The 16,861-nt window shown below is 44.4% G+C and carries 16 protein-coding genes; 9 read left to right on the top strand and 7 right to left on the bottom strand.

Features of this window, described 5'->3' with window-relative positions; translation table 11 throughout:
• Positions 1 to 182 precede the first annotated feature (182 nt).
• The 4 genes from HFA01_RS16465 to HFA01_RS16450 form a co-directional block, all read right to left on the bottom strand.
• Complete coding sequence (locus HFA01_RS16465) at positions 183 to 1,436, bottom strand: efflux RND transporter periplasmic adaptor subunit (RefSeq protein WP_146818307.1); 1,254 nt, start codon at positions 1,434 to 1,436, stop codon at positions 183 to 185.
• A gap of 23 nt (positions 1,437 to 1,459) precedes the next feature.
• A complete protein-coding gene (locus HFA01_RS16460) occupies positions 1,460 to 2,131 on the bottom strand; it encodes a hypothetical protein (protein ID WP_146818305.1) in 672 nt (223 codons plus the stop codon).
• A 190-nt stretch (positions 2,132 to 2,321) separates the two neighbouring features.
• Positions 2,322 to 3,704: an MATE family efflux transporter gene (locus HFA01_RS16455; RefSeq protein WP_146818303.1), complete on the bottom strand. Its 1,383-nt coding sequence runs from the start codon at positions 3,702 to 3,704 to the stop codon at positions 2,322 to 2,324.
• Positions 3,701 to 4,153 (bottom strand): MarR family winged helix-turn-helix transcriptional regulator, encoded by a 453-nt coding sequence (locus tag HFA01_RS16450; RefSeq protein ID WP_146818301.1) that lies wholly within the window; start codon positions 4,151 to 4,153, stop codon positions 3,701 to 3,703. The genes HFA01_RS16455 and HFA01_RS16450 overlap by 4 nt, the downstream gene beginning before the upstream one ends.
• A gap of 185 nt (positions 4,154 to 4,338) precedes the next feature.
• Between HFA01_RS16450 and HFA01_RS16445 the strand changes: the two genes are divergently transcribed.
• From HFA01_RS16445 to abc-f, 4 genes are all read left to right on the top strand, one after another.
• Complete coding sequence (locus HFA01_RS16445; protein ID WP_146818299.1) at positions 4,339 to 5,421, top strand: hypothetical protein; 1,083 nt, start codon at positions 4,339 to 4,341, stop codon at positions 5,419 to 5,421.
• Positions 5,422 to 5,452: 31 nt separating this feature from the next.
• Positions 5,453 to 6,376: a YegS/Rv2252/BmrU family lipid kinase gene (locus HFA01_RS16440; RefSeq protein WP_146818297.1), complete on the top strand. Its 924-nt coding sequence runs from the start codon at positions 5,453 to 5,455 to the stop codon at positions 6,374 to 6,376.
• Between the two features lie 94 nt (positions 6,377 to 6,470).
• Positions 6,471 to 6,935: a MarR family winged helix-turn-helix transcriptional regulator gene (locus tag HFA01_RS16435; protein ID WP_146818311.1), complete on the top strand. Its 465-nt coding sequence runs from the start codon at positions 6,471 to 6,473 to the stop codon at positions 6,933 to 6,935.
• Positions 6,936 to 7,210: 275 nt separating this feature from the next.
• Positions 7,211 to 9,073 (top strand): ribosomal protection-like ABC-F family protein, encoded by a 1,863-nt coding sequence (gene abc-f / locus HFA01_RS16430; RefSeq protein WP_146818295.1) that lies wholly within the window; start codon positions 7,211 to 7,213, stop codon positions 9,071 to 9,073.
• Between the two features lie 91 nt (positions 9,074 to 9,164).
• Here abc-f and HFA01_RS16425 read toward each other — a convergent pair whose 3' ends face one another.
• Positions 9,165 to 10,262, bottom strand: coding sequence for an SDR family oxidoreductase (locus HFA01_RS16425; RefSeq protein ID WP_146818293.1), 1,098 nt, complete (start codon positions 10,260 to 10,262; stop codon positions 9,165 to 9,167).
• A gap of 145 nt (positions 10,263 to 10,407) precedes the next feature.
• On the opposite strand from HFA01_RS16425, the gene HFA01_RS16420 reads away from it, so the two are divergent.
• From HFA01_RS16420 to HFA01_RS16400, 5 genes are all read left to right on the top strand, one after another.
• Complete coding sequence (locus HFA01_RS16420; protein ID WP_146818291.1) at positions 10,408 to 11,028, top strand: SDR family oxidoreductase; 621 nt, start codon at positions 10,408 to 10,410, stop codon at positions 11,026 to 11,028.
• A 773-nt stretch (positions 11,029 to 11,801) separates the two neighbouring features.
• Complete coding sequence (locus tag HFA01_RS16415; protein ID WP_146818289.1) at positions 11,802 to 12,083, top strand: glutaredoxin family protein; 282 nt, start codon at positions 11,802 to 11,804, stop codon at positions 12,081 to 12,083.
• A 138-nt stretch (positions 12,084 to 12,221) separates the two neighbouring features.
• A complete protein-coding gene (locus HFA01_RS16410) occupies positions 12,222 to 12,608 on the top strand; it encodes a YppG family protein (RefSeq protein WP_146818287.1) in 387 nt (128 codons plus the stop codon).
• Between the two features lie 252 nt (positions 12,609 to 12,860).
• On the top strand, positions 12,861 to 13,553 hold the full coding sequence (locus HFA01_RS16405) for an alpha/beta hydrolase (protein WP_146818285.1): 693 nt from the start codon (positions 12,861 to 12,863) through the stop codon (positions 13,551 to 13,553).
• 14 nt (positions 13,554 to 13,567) lie between these two features.
• The gene (locus tag HFA01_RS16400; protein WP_146818283.1) at positions 13,568 to 14,842 is read left to right on the top strand and encodes an MFS transporter; all 1,275 of its coding nucleotides are present in this window, start codon (positions 13,568 to 13,570) and stop codon (positions 14,840 to 14,842) included.
• A 36-nt stretch (positions 14,843 to 14,878) separates the two neighbouring features.
• Here the strand turns inward: HFA01_RS16400 and HFA01_RS16395 are convergent, their stop codons facing one another.
• Both HFA01_RS16395 and HFA01_RS16390 read right to left on the bottom strand, forming a co-directional pair.
• The gene (locus HFA01_RS16395; RefSeq protein WP_146818281.1) at positions 14,879 to 15,736 is read right to left on the bottom strand and encodes a DegV family protein; all 858 of its coding nucleotides are present in this window, start codon (positions 15,734 to 15,736) and stop codon (positions 14,879 to 14,881) included.
• 80 nt (positions 15,737 to 15,816) lie between these two features.
• Positions 15,817 to 16,731 carry a DMT family transporter gene (locus HFA01_RS16390; RefSeq protein ID WP_146818279.1) on the bottom strand — a complete coding sequence of 305 codons (915 nt, stop codon included), beginning with the start codon at positions 16,729 to 16,731 and terminating at the stop codon, positions 15,817 to 15,819.
• Between the last annotated feature and the right edge of the window lie 130 nt (positions 16,732 to 16,861).

The raw sequence follows: 16,861 nt of genomic DNA, 5'->3' as shown, positions 1-16,861 counted from the left end.
AGGAAAGCGAGTAGCTTCCCATCCCCCCTGACGCTCAACATCGCAACGAACCCCGAAAGGTCTCGAAGCTGAGTCTTCAAGACCCTGTCATTTTCCTTAATAAATCCTAAAAGGTATTGGCTGGGTGAACGAAGAAAAACCGGCTGTCTGGGGACAACCGGTTTTTCTTTAGAGTTATCAAGTTATCTTGATAGAAGGCCTAGTAAACCGTAGGTGAGGATGGACTGACGTTCCATTTTGAACATCTGGCGTATTCTAAGGTCATCGGTATGTAGTGGTGTGAAGAAGACCGCTTCATTTCTGAATTCATCTTTTGGCTCTACCGCGAGCCATTCACCATCTTCAAGACCTGATAAAATCTCAACGAGACCTTGTTCTTCAATACCCGATTCAATGTCACGGCGCTCTAGGATTCCTTCCGCATTCATCACCCATGCATAAAGATTTTCTTCGGTCTCTAATGCTTTCTCAACAGCGGTGACTACACCTAAAGACTCGTCTGTAATAATTTTTAAATCCGCATGGTAGCCAGCTAGCAATTCCTCTGAAGGGTTTTCCAGGGAAACTGTGAAAGGATAGCGGCTGGAGCGATGAAGTTCGACCTCTTCCGGATAATCGTCCACAGACGTTAATGTACCTGTCGTTTCGTATTCCAGTTCGGGTACATCAATTTCAACGACCATCTCTTCTTCGGTTTCCTTCCGTTCCTGTTCAGGGATGGTGCCTTCTAATACTAGGTTAGTAGATTGCAATGTAAGAAGAGGGGCTTCAAGGTCTTCAGAAACTTCGCTGACCGTTCCTGAAAAAGCGCTTGTAACGGTGATTCGATCACCTTCGTCCTGAAGCTGACCCAGTTGGTCTTCCACCATTTCGAGCATGGCTTCTTGTTTTGCAAGTTCGGCTTCTTGTTCAGCAATCTTCTCTTCTTTCATATACTCGGTTTCTACATAAGAAGGAGGAGTGGCGTCGCTTGTATCGGAATTATTGTTGAATGGATTTGAACGATTGTTAGTCTCGGGAGGGTCAGGTACGCGATAGCTCTCAATGTCATCTATAAAATCTTCAATCGCGTCAATCTCTTCCTCTAACCGGCTGGCTTCGGACTCTAGATGAGCTTCTTCCTGAAAATAATTTAAAACGTCGTACGTGTAGAGGTCATCTCCCTCACTGATGGTGTCTCCTTCTTCCACAAGAAACTCATGGAACGATCCAACCTCTTCATTAAAATAGATCGGCTCTGTTTCTTCTGATGCGAATACAGCTTTCGTATCCATTTTTTCAAACAAATCATAAGTGATTGTCTTGGACCATTCATTGATATAAGACTTGCGATCCACATGTTCTCCTTCATCAAGGAAGATGAGGAAAGCATTGGTCGTAATGAAGGTGACAATCAAAATGCCGAGGATTCTGCCTTTAACATTGATTTTTTTCATAGCTCTTTACACCTGCTGCTTTCTTATCTGAGTAAATAAAGGAGATATAAATCGAATTTAGATAGTGCGGCCGTACCTGCCCATAACAACATGTGCCAAAAAACAACACCGACCCAGATCCAGCCGATTTTCGTCTGGGAAAGCCAGGAGATACACTTTACCTGGTACCAAATGATAAAAAGCTGGAAGAGGGAGATGGCCCCGCACAAGTAAATCACCCAATCCATACTGGTGAAATAAGAGGCGATCACTCCGAAAGAAAAGGGAGAGACGTACCAATCAATCCCTGCATAAACCATTAGCGGAATCCAGGTGATCCGCTCAATCAGCATAATCAGTAATACATTCATCTGCAGAATGAAGAGTTTTTTATAAGACACGTTGTTGAACAGCCAGAAAAAGAAAGACGAAATGAAAATTGTGAATAAGAATAAAAGGATGGCGAACCCGGCGCGGCCAATTAAGAACCATGCTTTTCTAGTTTCATATTCGACTCTGTTCAGATCAGACATGTTGGCAGAAATCGCATCCGTACCGAGTCCGAGCCACGCTGTCCACACATATGTAAGAATGGTTAAGCCTAATAAAAAGAATAATAGATTCCAAACGTTTTTTAGCCGTTCTGCTTCGTTGAGTTTGAATAAATGGTCTTCCCGCTGAGTAAATAGTTTTATTAAATGAATCGAGTATGTCATGCGTTCCATCCTTTAATATAGAAAATAAAACTCTCTGTCTTATTCTAACGGAAATTGTCAGTTGTTGCTATAATTACCTTGTGAACAATTTGGAAAAAGTTAGGTTCTCTAAGAAGCTTAGTAAGCGGGGTGGGCTTTTTAATGAAGATGAAAATAGGAAAGCACAGTGCTGCTGCACCGTGCTTTTTATTTAGCCTTGAGAAGGCGCTGCCTGGTATGGAGGGTCTTGATTTTTCGTTTTAAAGAATAGTGTGCGATCTTTATAAAGGAAGATCATGGATAGAGCAAACGCAAACAGATCGGAAAGAGGGAAAGCGAGCCATACACCTGTCACTCCGAAGAAGTTCGGTAAAATCAATACGAGCGGGATCAAGAAAAGAACTTGCCGCGCCATAGACAAAATTAGCGCTGGCTTTGCCATTCCTAATGCCTGATAAAGACCGCCACTGACAACCTGGGCACCGATTAGAATGGAAAGAGCGAACATAATGCGGATAGCATAAGCCCCTGTATCAATGGTTGCTTCGTCTCCTGTAAAGATGTTCATCAAACCTTCAGGGAAGGCCATCATCAAAATGAAGATGCCTGCAGAGATGATCGTAACGACTTTCATACCAAGCATGACCGTTTCTTTCAAGCGGTCGTAATTCTTGGCTCCGTAATTATAGCCAATGATAGGTTGCATCCCTTGAAGGACACCAATCATCGGCATGATGGTGAACATGGCAAGCTTCTGGACAATTCCGAAGACACCGACTTCGAACTCGCCACCGAATTTAATGAGCATCAAGTTGATGGCGATCATCATCCCACTACCGGATACTTGTCGAATGAAAGCCGGCATACCAATGGTTAACACTTCACGGATGACGGACCATTGTGGCTTCAAGTAGGAAGCTTTGACCACAAGTGAGGATTTCCCTTTCAAAAAGTAATTCAGGACGACGATCGTTACGGTCGCCTGGGAAATGACAGTGGCAACGGAAGCTCCCTGCACGCCCATATCCAAACCGAAGATGAATATCGGATCAAGAATCATGTTCAGAACAGCCGGGATGATCATCGTAATCATTGCAAACTTGGAGTTTCCTTCTGAACGGATGATGCTGTTTGTCGTAAAAGCGAAAGAGAAAAAGAACGATCCAAGCATGATCGGGAACAAATAGTCGATGGCATAGGGCATAATGTTATCGGTTGCTCCAAAAAGCTTCAGCAAAGGCTCAAGAAAGGTGAAGGCCCCGATGAACCCGAAGCTCGACACGACAACAATCGTAAAAAGGATATTTCCGAAAACCTGGTTGGCTTCTTCCTGTTTGTTTTCCCCTAAACGTCTTGAGATGACGGACGCCCCACCAATACCGACGGCTGCGGCAATGGCCATGATAATCATCATCACCGGAAAACCGATGCTGACACCGGATACGCCTAAAATCCCAACACCACGTGCGATGAAAAGCGTATCAACGACATTGTACAAAGCCATGACGAACATGCCGATCATGGCAGGCACTGATAAATTCGTTAATAATTTCGGGATAGGTTGGGTCCCTAACCGCTCACTTTGTGGTTTCATTTGTCTTCGCTCCTTGATGTTTTAGGTTTCAAGTTGGCCTGCATCTTCTTTAACCAGGAAATCATGACTTGCTGTTCTTCTTTTGACAGCCCCTGGTTCGCTTCTGCTTCAATATCAGCAATGATTTCCAGTATAGTTGCATGCAACTCCAGGCCTTTATCTGTAAGGGTTACGAGCTTAGTCCGCTTGTCTTTTTGGCAGGACCTTTTCCTGATGCGTTCATGCTTCAGGAGTGTTTCAATCAAGCCGTTCATCGATGAAGCTTTGATATGGAGCTGTTTCTGCAGCTCCGTTTGGGATTGCTCGCCCGCTTTGGCCAGGAAGTAAATAACTTTTGCCTGGGAGTGGGTCAATCCGTACTCTCCTAATCGCTGGTTATATATATTCTGTAAAAAATGTGCGACCATATTGATGTGATAGCCTAAATTTTGATCTATACTTCGTTCCATATTTACTTAGCCCCCTAAACAAATAATAGTATAATACGACTTCGCTTAGAAGTAAACGAAAGTGTTTCACTTCAAGGTAGGTATGTCAGACTTATGAACTTTCGACGGTTCCTTGAACTTTTTGCCAGCAAAGCTCAATCCCATCTGCTGCTTTATAGTAAAATAAAGGAAAAGAAGGGATGATCGTGATGGTTCAAACATTAAAAACGCATCCGAAATCTTTCTACGGAGGAGTTCTGTTCATTGCAGCTCTACTGCTTTCAAACTTTTTTATTCAGAAAATGGAAGTGATGGGCCAAGTACCGCCGTTTCTGGTTTTGGCGACTGTCCTTGATATCCTGATCGTTCTTCCTGTCGTTCTATTCTTATTTGTACTCCGTAGAAAACCGACATTGTCCTTGCTTGCTCCCATCTGGCTTTTAGGGGCTGGTTTTGTCCACTGGATTGTTCCCGCCTATGCTAAAGAGCACCTCCAGTACATCAATGTTTCCATTATCCTCGTAGAGGCTGGTTTTATCCTCTTAGAACTTCTCCTTCTCGTTATTCTCATCAAGAATCTGAAAACGTGGAAGCATAACTTCAAAGCTTCCATTCACACATCTCCACATTTGCTTTCAAGAATTTTCACAGCGAATCAGCAGACGTATGGGGGATACCCCAAGTTGGAACGGCTGATCGGAGTCATAGCCACAGATGCTTCTGCCATCCGCTATGCTTTTTTTCCACGTTTGGACCATAAGCCGGGTGGTGATCACACCTTCAGTTACCACAAGAATAGTGAGTACTTCGGTGTTTTCCTGATGCTGGTTCATGCGATGCTTATTGAAATCATTGCTGTCCACGTCATGCTCATGCAATACAGCCAAACGGTTGCGTGGATTGCGACCATTTTTGACTTTTATGCGCTCGTTTTCCTGGTCGCTGACTATCAGGCCATTCGTAAAAGCCCTGTCGTCATTCAACATAACCATCTTCATTTTCAGAAAGGGCTTCGATTCCATATGTCTGTTCCGTTAGAAAAAGTAGCAGTGATTCGTCGGCTTGAGGGGGAAGTCTTGCCTGAGGACCGTCACTCCTTCAATATGACGCTTGCTGGGCTCGAAAAGGTACCTCCGCAATTTGAAATACGGTTGAGCGAAGCGGTTGATGGGTATCGTCTATTTGGATTCAAACGTAAAGTAATGAAAATATTCCTGACTGTCGATGAACCGGAAAGATTTTTACAAACATTAAATGAAGAACGACTGGTTTCAAAGAAAGACATTTAGTCAATTATGATAAGAGGAAGGAAGGGATTCTATGCCTCGTTATCACAGTGGAATCTTTATATATAATGGAAAAAAGGACGAAGCAGAGTTAGAAACGGCTCTTTCACAAGTATTGCCGGTGTTAAGTAAAGAAGTGAAGGAATTAAAGGTCATCCAAACGTTATCATTGGAAGATTTATATGAAAACTGCCAGCATTACGGCCCCGAGGTGGAAGTCTTTTTCATCTTCGGAGGAGATGGAACCTTACATGAAGTCATCAATTGCCTTGCTCCGATGGAAAAACGTCCGGTGCTCGGTGTGCTGCCAGGTGGAACGTGCAATGATTTCAGCCGAGTTTTGGACACACCTCAGCGGCTTAGGCAAGCGGCTGCATCCATCATTGAAGGGGAAGAGGTTTTTGTGGATGCAGGGAGGACCGAGGACGATTATTTCATTAACTTCTGGGGCATCGGTCTGGTGACTCAAACTTCTTTTAACATTGACGAAAATCAAAAAAATCGGTTCGGTGTACTCAGCTATTTCATGAGTGCACTGAAAACGATGAATCAGGCAACCCCATTTCGGTTCAAACTGACCGTAGATGATGAAGAGGTCGATGGAGAGGCGGTAATGATTCTTGTCATGAATGGCCAATTCATAGGGACAAGACGCCTTCCTGTCCCAACGATTGACTTGCAGGATGGGAAGTTTGACATTCTGGTTGTGAAAAATTCCAACCTCACGTTATTCAGGGAACTCATGACGATGGGACGACCGCAGACAGATCAGAGTGAATTCCAGGAGCTGTCCCACTACCAGGGAGAGAAGGTGAACATCGATGTTGAATTTAAGCAGGATGTGGACATGGATGGGGAAATCAAAGGGAAGACACCGGAAAAATTGGAAGTCCTCCCGGAACATTTCACCTTCTTAACTGGAGGACCGAACGCGCTGCATAATATGGATAACCCTTAAGGAAACCGAGAATTTGCGGAAAAGGGATGGTTTGACAGTTAGAATTTGTTAAACTTATACTATCTTTATCTTTTGTAAAGGATGGGCGAACGTGATGAACGAACAAGAACTATACCGCAAGAAAAAACAAGATCCTTCGCTGAAGCTTTTTGTCGTATTGACCAAAGCTCAGCGCACCATCGCAGATTTAGTGAAGGATGATATCCAACGATATGAATTGAACCCGACAGAATTTGGAGTGCTTGAGCTTCTCTATCACCAGGGAGATCAGCCACTGCAGAAGATCGGCGAGAAAATTCTGCTTGCAAGCGGAAGTATCACTTATGTGGTGGATAAGCTTGAGAAAAAGGAATACTTGAAACGTGTGCCTTGTCCAAACGACCGACGTATCACATTTGCGTCCATTACGGAAAAAGGACGGGACCTGTTGAACGGCATCTTCCCTGACCATTGGAAAGAGATTGAATCAATTATGGATGGGCTGACGGATGACGAGAAGCAGGATGCGATCGATCTATTGAAGAAACTTGGGAAGGCTGCTGATTCCAAAAAAGAGTAGCCAATTTTCTGACGATCCGTTATAATAGGAATAATTCTAAGGACAAAGGAGGGTATGAAGATGCTGCAGATGCACGTGCTTGACTATCAAATCAACTATGTACGCCGTGCGATTATTCACAATTCAGCTGTCAACGGGACACGTATGTCCAAAATGGCATCTGAATAGTGAAACAATGTAGCGTCTCATACCTGATTATTCACAGATAAAAGTCAGAGGTAACGGGACCTCTGGCTTTTTTTGTGTCTTCAAAAAGTCTTTAGGAGGAATTTTCAATGATCATTACATTAAAGAATCTATATAAAATTGTCGGTGGCGAAGTATTATTTGAAGCTTTGGATATGGAAATTAAATCTGGTCAGCGTGTCGGGCTTGTCGGTCGTAATGGCAGCGGAAAATCGACTCTTTTCCGAATCATCACAAAAGAGGAATCGCTGGATGGTGGCGATCTTTTTATTCAAAAGGGAGCCACAATTGGTTATTTGAAGCAGATTCCAGAGGATTGGACGGGGACGGGAAGAGCGTACTTGCAGCTTGCCTTTACCGAACTCGTCTCTTTGGCAGAGCAGATGAAAGAACTGGAAGAGGATATGATAGATCCTCAAAAGATGGAAAAAGCCATCGCCGCCTATGGAGAGATACAAGAGCGTTTCACTCAGCGTGGTGGATACGAAATGGATGCCTCTATTAAGCAGGTGGCAAACGGGTTGAAGATCCATCAGTTGCTGGACCAGCCATTTTCCAGTTTGAGCGGTGGGGAAAAAACAAAACTTGGTCTTGCCAAGTTGTTGCTGGAAAACCCTGATGTTCTCTTGCTTGATGAACCGACGAACCATTTGGATCTACAGTCCATCGAATGGCTGGAAGCTTACTTGCAATCCTACGCCGGGACCATTTGTGTCATCTCCCATGACCGCGCATTCCTTGATCACGTCGTTACAGACATTATGGATTTGGAATCCGGAGAAATTGAGATGTACAAAGGCAACTACACCGCTTTTGAAAAACAAAAAGAGGAAAAACTGCTTGCTGAATTTCATCAGTATGAAGAACAGCAGAAGAAAATCAAAAAGATGAAAGAGGCCATAAGGAGGTTGAGGCAATGGGCGAATGAAGCCACTCCGCCGAACCCTAAGCTCTTCAAAAAAGCGAAAAGCATGGAGAAAGCGTTAGAACGGATGGAAAAAATCGATAAGCCAATGATCGACCCGAAAAAAATGAATCTATCGCTTGAATCAGATGGACGGACGGGGAAAGATGTGTACACGATTGAATCGCTTGAGAAAAAGTACGGCAGTGAAACGATATTGGACGGTGTCGACCTTCACGTCCGTTACCAGGACCGGATCGCGATTGTCGGAGCTAACGGAAGTGGGAAATCCACACTCTTAAGAATGTTATTGGAGAAAGAAATACCGAGCGCGGGAACAATAAAAAGGGCGCCTTCCATTAAAGTGGGGTATCTTCCACAAAACCCTCTGCAGGAAGCGGACCGCGACCAGCGGATGATCGACCATTTTCGGGATCACATTCGGGTGACCGAAGGAGAAGCGCGGCACAGGCTTGCGGGCTTCATGTTTTATGGATACGACGTCTTCCGGAAAATCCGCCACTTGAGCGGAGGGGAACAGATGCGTTTGAAGCTGGCCATCTTCATGCATCAGGATATTCAGGTCCTGATCCTGGATGAACCGACCAATCATCTCGATGTGGAGTCACAGGAAGTTCTTGAAGAAGCCCTCCATCAATTTAAAGGAACGATGATCGGGGTGTCCCATGACCGGCATTTCCTGGACCAGTGTTTCACAAACACGGCTTTTCTTGTGGATGGAAAACTTCACCGGTATATCGGGACGTATGAAGAAACGAAAAAACACTGGCACGCCCTTTTAGAAACGCGGGCAGAAGAGCAGGCGGTAAAACGTGAAAAAACAGCCAAAGCAGAAACTCCGGTAAAAGAAGAACCGACTATTGATTGGGAGCGGGAAATTGCTCGCCTCGAACAAGAAATCGCGACCATTGATCAAAAAATGCAGCACAGTGATGATGTGGAAGAGTTAATGAAACTCCAACATCATAAAGATGGATTGGAGAAAAATTTAGAATCTCTTTATGAAAATTGGATGGAAGCGCAGTGATCATCGGTACACTCTAAGAAAAGGGTAGGAAACATACACGTTTCCTACCCTTTTTGTTGTTTGTCACCAGCATGAATGATCATGGACCCATTTAAAAAATGGAGACGTGTTTAGATGGATCATCCCTTTTCTCTCGGTAATAGTCGACAAGGGCGTCGGTGTAGGAGAAAAAGTCAGGACAAAAGATGTTTGAGGCAGCCAAATCCATATCTGCCTGGCGGTTGTCATAGTCTGCACTACAGAGGAAGTAATCAAGAGCTTCCCTTTGAATACCTAAAACTTTTCGTAATGGACGAACCTTCAATGATTGGTTGGCGAGCCCCAACGGTAAGGAGAAACGAGGGTGTTTGTGCGCATACACATAACTAAGCTGCTCATAAATTTCTTTGGCAGTGTAAGGATTGGGGTCTGTGAGATGATATGTCTTTCCGCTGCTTGCAGGATGATGGGCAAGGTAGTTTGTCGCTTGGATCACATAATCCTGAGGCACCAGGTTGACCCGGGCAGTTCCTTTTCCGAAATAAGGAAGAACCGGAAGACTTCTTAAGGCCTCTACTAAATTCAAGATAAAATAAGGGCCGTCGAATTTTGCGGTTGCACCCGATTTAGTATGACCGACTACGATGCCCGGGCGGATAATGGTTGTCGGGATCTCTTTACACATTCGATGAACGAGGTTTTCTGCCTCATGTTTGGTGTATTCATAATGATTTTTAAAACCTTTTCCATGGTTGAGGTCCGTTTCGTATACAATTCCTTCCCGTTTTCCTGAAACATAGGCGGTGCTGAAATAAATATAACGTTCCAAATGAAGACATTGGGAAAGCCATCGATTCACTTCTCTTGTTCCTTGGACGTTGACTTTCCATGCCGGCATGAGAGGGACGGCCAAATCATAAAGAGCAGCAAGGTGGAAGACGTGGGTTACTTCTTGTGCCAATTGCAGGGATGTTGCAGACGGGAGTCCCAACCCTCCCTGAGTAATGTCCCCTTGGACGAGTTCAATTTTCCTTGTATTTACCTTTTGGGCTTCTTGCCATGTTTCTATCTGCTTTGTTGCTTGCTTTTCCATAGAGGGAAGGTGAAGCAGATAGATTTTCTCTATGGAATTCCTGTTGCTAAAAAGTTCTTCAATCAAGGCTGTAGCTAGATATCCTGGAAAACCAGTAAACAAATACGTGTTGGACATAACTAAATCGCCTCCGTGATCCGTTTGTTTATCTTTTCGTGATTGCTCATTGAACTTCCTTCTTTTGCCTATTCACTTGTTTATTGTGACAAAGGAGGGGAAAGTAAGGAGTAGTTACACAGATTTTTTGGGAGGTTATGATTAAATGAAAGTTCTCGTTATTGGAGCCAATGGAAAAGTAGGAAAACATATTGTCGATAAACTCGTAGAAACGGAACACACTCCCTATGCGATGGTCCGTAAGAGGGATCAAATCCCACAATTTGAAGAAAAAGGCGTAGAAGCTATACATGCAGACCTGATGAGAGACTTTGAACATGCTTTCAAAGGAATGGATGCCGTCATCTTCGCAGCAGGTTCCGGCCCTGATACGGGTGCAGACATGACGATCGTCATCGATCAGGAAGGGGCGATCAAAGCGGCGGAACACGCCGGAGCCAATGGGGTGCAGCGGTACATGATGTTGAGTTCCATCGGAGCAGACCGCGCAGAAGAAGCGCCTGACGACTTCAAATTTTATCTTTATGCCAAGCGCAGAGCGGATGAATATTTGAAAAGTACTGACTTGGATTACACCATCGTCCGTCCCGGCAGTCTGACTAATGATGCAGGCACAGGTAAGGTGACACTGCAAGAGCGTACAGAACATGGAGAAATTCCGCGAGAAGATGTGGCCGCCACACTTGTCCATCTTCTTTCTGAGGAAGATTCCATTCACCAAAGCTACGATCTCATCAGTGGTGAAACACCAATTGAAGAACTATAAAAAAGAAGGAGCCCCGCGCTCCTTCTTTTTTAATCGTTTATTAAAGTTTATGGCACGATTGTGGAAGACTTAATTTCGGGAGGTTTCCGGGTTTCGTTGCCTTGTTGGGCGTCAGGGGTGGCTGGGAAGCTACTCGTCCAGCTCCATCGCCCAGACACTCGCGTCATAAGCAGAACAGCAAAGGAATGAAAGAGCACATTCCGTTGCTGTTCTGCTTATGCCAGTCGTGTCTACCAGGGCGATTCCGCATTTGAACACTTTCCTGTGGGGGAGTGGCAAGCTTCCTCGGGCTAAAGCCCTGCGGAATCTCGCCGATCTCCTTTCTCCCACGGGAGTCTCGCAGCTTCCCAAGCACTCTTATCGATGTAAGGGAGAAACCAACCCTCGTACCAAGTTGGAAGGCCTTCCACTATCCAGCTGTTAGAGGTATAAAGCCTTCTGGATAAAGCTTTTAAGTGTTATGGAGGTGTCCCATAATTATACGAGATGACCTTTTGGTAGTGGTTTCGAGAATCTTCCATGGCAAGGGGGCGGAGGAGAATGGCGAGACTCCCGCGGAAAGCGAGTCATTCCCCTCCGCCCCTATCCACTAAACAAATGTCTCGAAACTGAGTCTTCAAGAATAGAGAGCGTTTATGTAAAAAGGATGTGATGAAAATGACAGAAAGGTGACGAAAAATGAGCGGATTTTAATGAGGAAATAGGTTTAGCCGTTGTGAAAACGGGTATAAAATTTCTAGGCAGAATTGCAAAAGACACAAGGAGGGGGAGCTTTGGGTAACCCGGAAGTGATCGTGTACACCAGTCGGAACTGTCACTATTGTGAGAAAGTACTAGGAACATTGGAAGATTGGGAAGTTGATTATGAAGAGCGGAATGTATCAGAAAACCGTGACCATTTCAGAGAACTACAAAGAAACAACATTTACGGTACACCCGCTGTATTTATAGATGGAGAAAAGATTCTCGGTTATCAAGAACGTAAAATGAAACAAAAGCTGAGAATAAAAGAAAACCCTCAGTATATTAGGACTGACTCCATGAACTTTTCCTAAATGGTTTCGACAAGTGATGATCATCACTTGTTTTTTTTGTCCAAAAGCATCAATAAGTGAGGGATCCCTCGCTTTCGTTTCACTTTTTCATGTGCTTTTTCATAGGCTGAAGTATCATACGTTAAAGGTGGAACATTCATGTACCCATATAATCCTTACTATTATTACAATAATGGCTGGTACCGTTATCCAACCAGTCTTCCTTACGATCAGATGAATTATCAGCAAATACCCAATAATCAAGGGAACGTTTGGGGTTATGCTCCGTACAACCAAGCGGTGTATGGTTTTCAGAATCCCTACGTGAATAGTTACGACTATACAGGTTATACTGAGACCGGGAATCAGAATTCTTCATTTAATGTTGGGAACATGTCCAAAGGTGTCATGAGTTATTTTCAAAAAGAAGACGGCCAGATCGATTTCGATAAAATGATGTCGACCACGGGTCAAGTCGTAAAGACCGTAAAGGATGTCAGTCCAATTGTTAAAGGGATCGGTACATTCGTTAAAGGAATCAAGTAAACCGCGCGCTATTCATTTAGCGCGCATTTTCTTTAAACGAGGTTTTCCTATTCCTGAGTAAATGCGTACCAAAGGGGACATGGAAACTACTGTTTTGATTCCTGGAAACCTTCCTTTTTTGAGGCGTTCTCTGAATAAGTGTAAAAAGAGTACTAGGTCTAGATCATAAAGTTTACTGGGATAAAAGTGGAAATTGATTGTGTTATAATGTTTCGCATAACGAAATATAAGATCGGGTGGAGGCGTAGGAACATGAGTATCGGGTGTTTATGTATTCACGGGTACACAGGAAGCCCGGATGAAGTCCAGCCCCTCGTTGATTTTCTGGAAGCACGAACGGATTGGGAAATTGCCAATCCTACGCTTCCGGGACACGGGGAGGCCTTGGATCTTGAAGGGCACTATTATCAAGAATGGATTGCTACAGCAGAGCTCGCTCTGCTGGACCTCATGAAAAGACACGACACCATTTACATCATTGGTTTTTCCATGGGCGGAATGATTGCTGCCTACTTGACTGCAAAGTATCATCTAAGCCGTTTGGTCCTTTTATCGGCGGCAGGGAAATATGTCAGTCTTCCGCAGATGTATAAAGATATTCTTGGAATGGTTGCGGATGCATGGAATGGTGTGCTTGCCGATAATGAGCTTTTTCTCAGGTATCAGAAAAAAATGAAGGATACGTATCTCTTTTCTACATTCGAATTTATGAAATGTGTGCAATTTACAAGGCCTTATTTGCATCAGGTCCGCTGTCCTGTGCTGATCATCCAAGGCGAGTTGGATGGCATGGTGCCAAAAAAAGCGGCTTTGTATTTGGAAGAAGAAATTCCCTCAGAAGAAAAAGAGGTTATTTTCTTGAAAAAGTCGAAGCACTTGATCTGTCATGGGGAGGACAGCGACGAATTGTTTGATAAAGTGATGGATTTTGTGAGTCAACCATAGGGGGAAGAGAAACCATGAATAATAACCGTGGACAACCCATCCAGACACCTTTCTACTATGGATGGGTTGTTGTGATGATTGCCGGTTTGAGCGTGTTCTTTTCAGGACCTGGTCAAACCTATTCCATATCTATTTTTATCGATTATTACATAGAAGATTTTGAGTATTCACGGTCGTTGGTTTCTGGTATTTATTCAGCGGCTACATTGTTAGCGGGTATTACGTTGTTTATGATGGGACGCCTCATCGATCGTTTCGGACAGCGGGCGATGATGGTTGCTATAGGATCATGTTTAGCTTTAGCTTTGTTTTGGAATGCTTTTCTTCTCGGGCCGATGATGATGTTTTTCGGCTTTTTTATGATTCGTTTATTCGGGCAGGGGTCAATGACGTTGATTCCGAACACACTTGTGCCGCAATGGTTCATAAGGAAAAGGGGGCGAGCACTAAGCATTATGGCGATCGGTGGATTTGCCAGTTCAGCCCTGTTGCCGCCGCTGAACACATGGTTGATTGAATCGTTCGGCTGGAGGATGACGTGGGGGCTTTGGGGAGCCGCGCTGTTGATTCTTTTTGTTCCATCGGCCTTCTTCTTCGTCCGTAACAAACCTGAGCACATTGGGGAAGTGCCGGACGGGACACCGAAACCGGTCAAAGGAGAAGACCTGAAAAATCCGAACGTTGAGGTCAATGAAAAAAGTTGGACGTTGAAAGAAGCTATGGCAACGAGAGCTTTTTGGTTTATTTTGTTCTGTGTCATTGTCCCGGCCCTCGTAAATACAGCGATTACCTTCCACATGGTGTCGATCATGGATCTGAGGGGACTTGATACAGGGGTGGCGGCGATGGTACTCACCTTGATGGCCGTCGTCGGGTTTCCGGTTACTTTCGTCAGCGGTTATCTGGTTGACCGTTTCAAGGTGCACTATATTTTAGCTATTACGTTTTTTGGTCACATATTTACCCTTGTCATCCTTTTGTTCACCAATTCATGGTGGATGGCGGTTGCTTTCGGTATATTCTGGGGCTTTGTTAATGGCTTTGAGCGGATCGTGTTAAATATTGTCTGGCCGAATTATTTTGGGCGGGAGCACCTTGGTAGTATCAAAGGTCTTGCGCAAACGGTTATGGTCGTGGGTTCAGCTCTTGGTCCGCTGCCGTTCGGTTTGTTTTTTGACTGGCTGGGGGGGTATGAGGAAGTCATCCTGCTGACGATTCTCTTCCCGGTGACCGCAGGTGTTCTTGCGTTATTGTCACCTCAACCAAAATATGAGGAATATCACGGATAAGAAAAACGTCAGAGGTAAAAAACCTCTGACGTTTTTTTAGTCTTTAAAGAATGCGATGACGAGTCCGCCTTCTCCTGCATAAGTGGAAATGAGTGGTCCTGTCTCCATGAAGAGAGAGTCTTTAAAGTTGTAACGTTCTTTAATTGAATCCAGTACTTTCTTTCCTCGTTCCTCATCGTTGCAATGAGACATCGCAATGACGCGGTCTTCCAAGTTGGATGCATACTCACCGATCTGCTCAACGAAGCGGCGCAAGGATTTCTTGTTGCCTCGTACTTTTTCTGTAACTTCCACTGAGCCTTCCTCATCGCTCGCTTTCATGAGAAGTTTGATATTCAAGGTCTTGGCGATGGCCCCTTTGACTTTGTCGAGTCGTCCGCCCTTGATGACATTCTCTAGCGTTTTCAAAATAAAGAGCGTCGTAGTTTTCTCAATGCGTTCTTCCATATGGGAGACGAGCTGTTCGAAGTTGTACCCTTCTTCCATGCGTGCCGTTGCTTCATGAACGAGCAAGGCGATGCCACAGGAAGCTGTTTTTGTGTTGAGGACAGCAATTTTACGATTGGGTTCCTCCTCAAGGAGCATGTCCTTGCCCATGACAGCACTCTCGTATGTGCTGCTCAGCCCTTGAGTAAGAGCAAGCACAAGAATTTCGTCCTCTGCGTCGATCTGTTTATATTTTTCATAGAAATCATTCGGGCTTGGAGAAGAAGAACGAGGGAGTTCCTCGGACTCCTTTAATTTTTCGTAAAACGTCGGCAAATCAATCGTTTCACCTGTCTTATAGTGTTCGTCCCCGAAATGTAAGTTTAACGGGACATAGTGGATGCTGTGTTTTTCCATCATTCCAAGAGGCAGATCGCCGCCTCCATCTATGATCAGTTGTATCGTCATTCCTTCACCTGCTCTCTTATATTCATCGTTCTAATAGGGGTGTTCCCCTGCTTATTACGTATTATATCAAACTTAGCGGTCTATCGACGGTCTGTTTCATGAGTGAATTTAGGTTTTACTTTTTTCATCGTACTCAAGATGAACATCATGAGACCGAAAATCACAATGGATCCGCCGAGCCATTGCGTCCAAGTGATTCCTTCATCCAAAATCCAATAAGCTAAAATAGAAGCCCCGATCGGTTCGACAAGTACAGCCATGGATATCGTCGATGTGCTGAGCCACTTCAATGTCCAGTTGAACAGCGTATGACCGAAGAAGGTCGGGATGATCGCAAGACCTAGAAATATGAGCCACTGATCACCGTCGTAACCGGTAAAAGGATACCCCAGCGCCAGGTTATAGAGAAGAAGTGTAGCCGCTGCGAATCCGTAAGCAATAAACGTATAGGTCAGGATGGTTTGACGTTTACGTAAGTTCTGACCAAGCAGAAAATAACCGGTAACGGTCATCGCACCAAGAAGGGCCAGTAAATCACCAAATAAAGCTGTGCCGCTGATTTGAAAATCACCCCACCCGATGATTACGCTTCCTGTCAATGTAATGACAAGGCTTAGAATGGCTCCGATGGTGAACCTCTCTTTGAAAAAGAGGTAGGTCCCCATAAAAGCGAAGACCGGCTGGAGGGCAACAAGGACGACGGAACTTGCGACAGTCGTATAACCTAATGACTCAAACCACAAAATAAAATGTAAGGCAAGGAAGACACCCGATAAAATCGCAAGCACCCAATCTTTCTTATTTGTTTGTTTTATTTCATCGAAATGTTTCCATAATACATAAGGAGCCATAATTCCTACGGCAATGGCCAGACGGTAAAAAGCGATGACCGAAGCTGGCGCATCTCCTGCGAGCTTGACGAAAATCGCGGAAGTGGAAATGGAAAGGACGCCAATGAACAAAATTATATATGGTTGAACTGGAGGCTTTTCCAAGCGAGCCCTCCTCTGGTATACGTCAGTTTTTCCTCATTTTATCATTATTACGTTTGAAAAGCATAGCCGAAATGTGTAGAATTAACTATGTTATATGTGTTATGATGAATGAATCTATCAGGCAGATACC

The organism is Halobacillus faecis (assembly GCF_007991335.1).
Taxonomy (GTDB): domain Bacteria; phylum Bacillota; class Bacilli; order Bacillales; family Halobacillaceae; genus Halobacillus; species Halobacillus faecis.
This window is presented reverse-complemented; position numbering and strand designations above follow the sequence as displayed.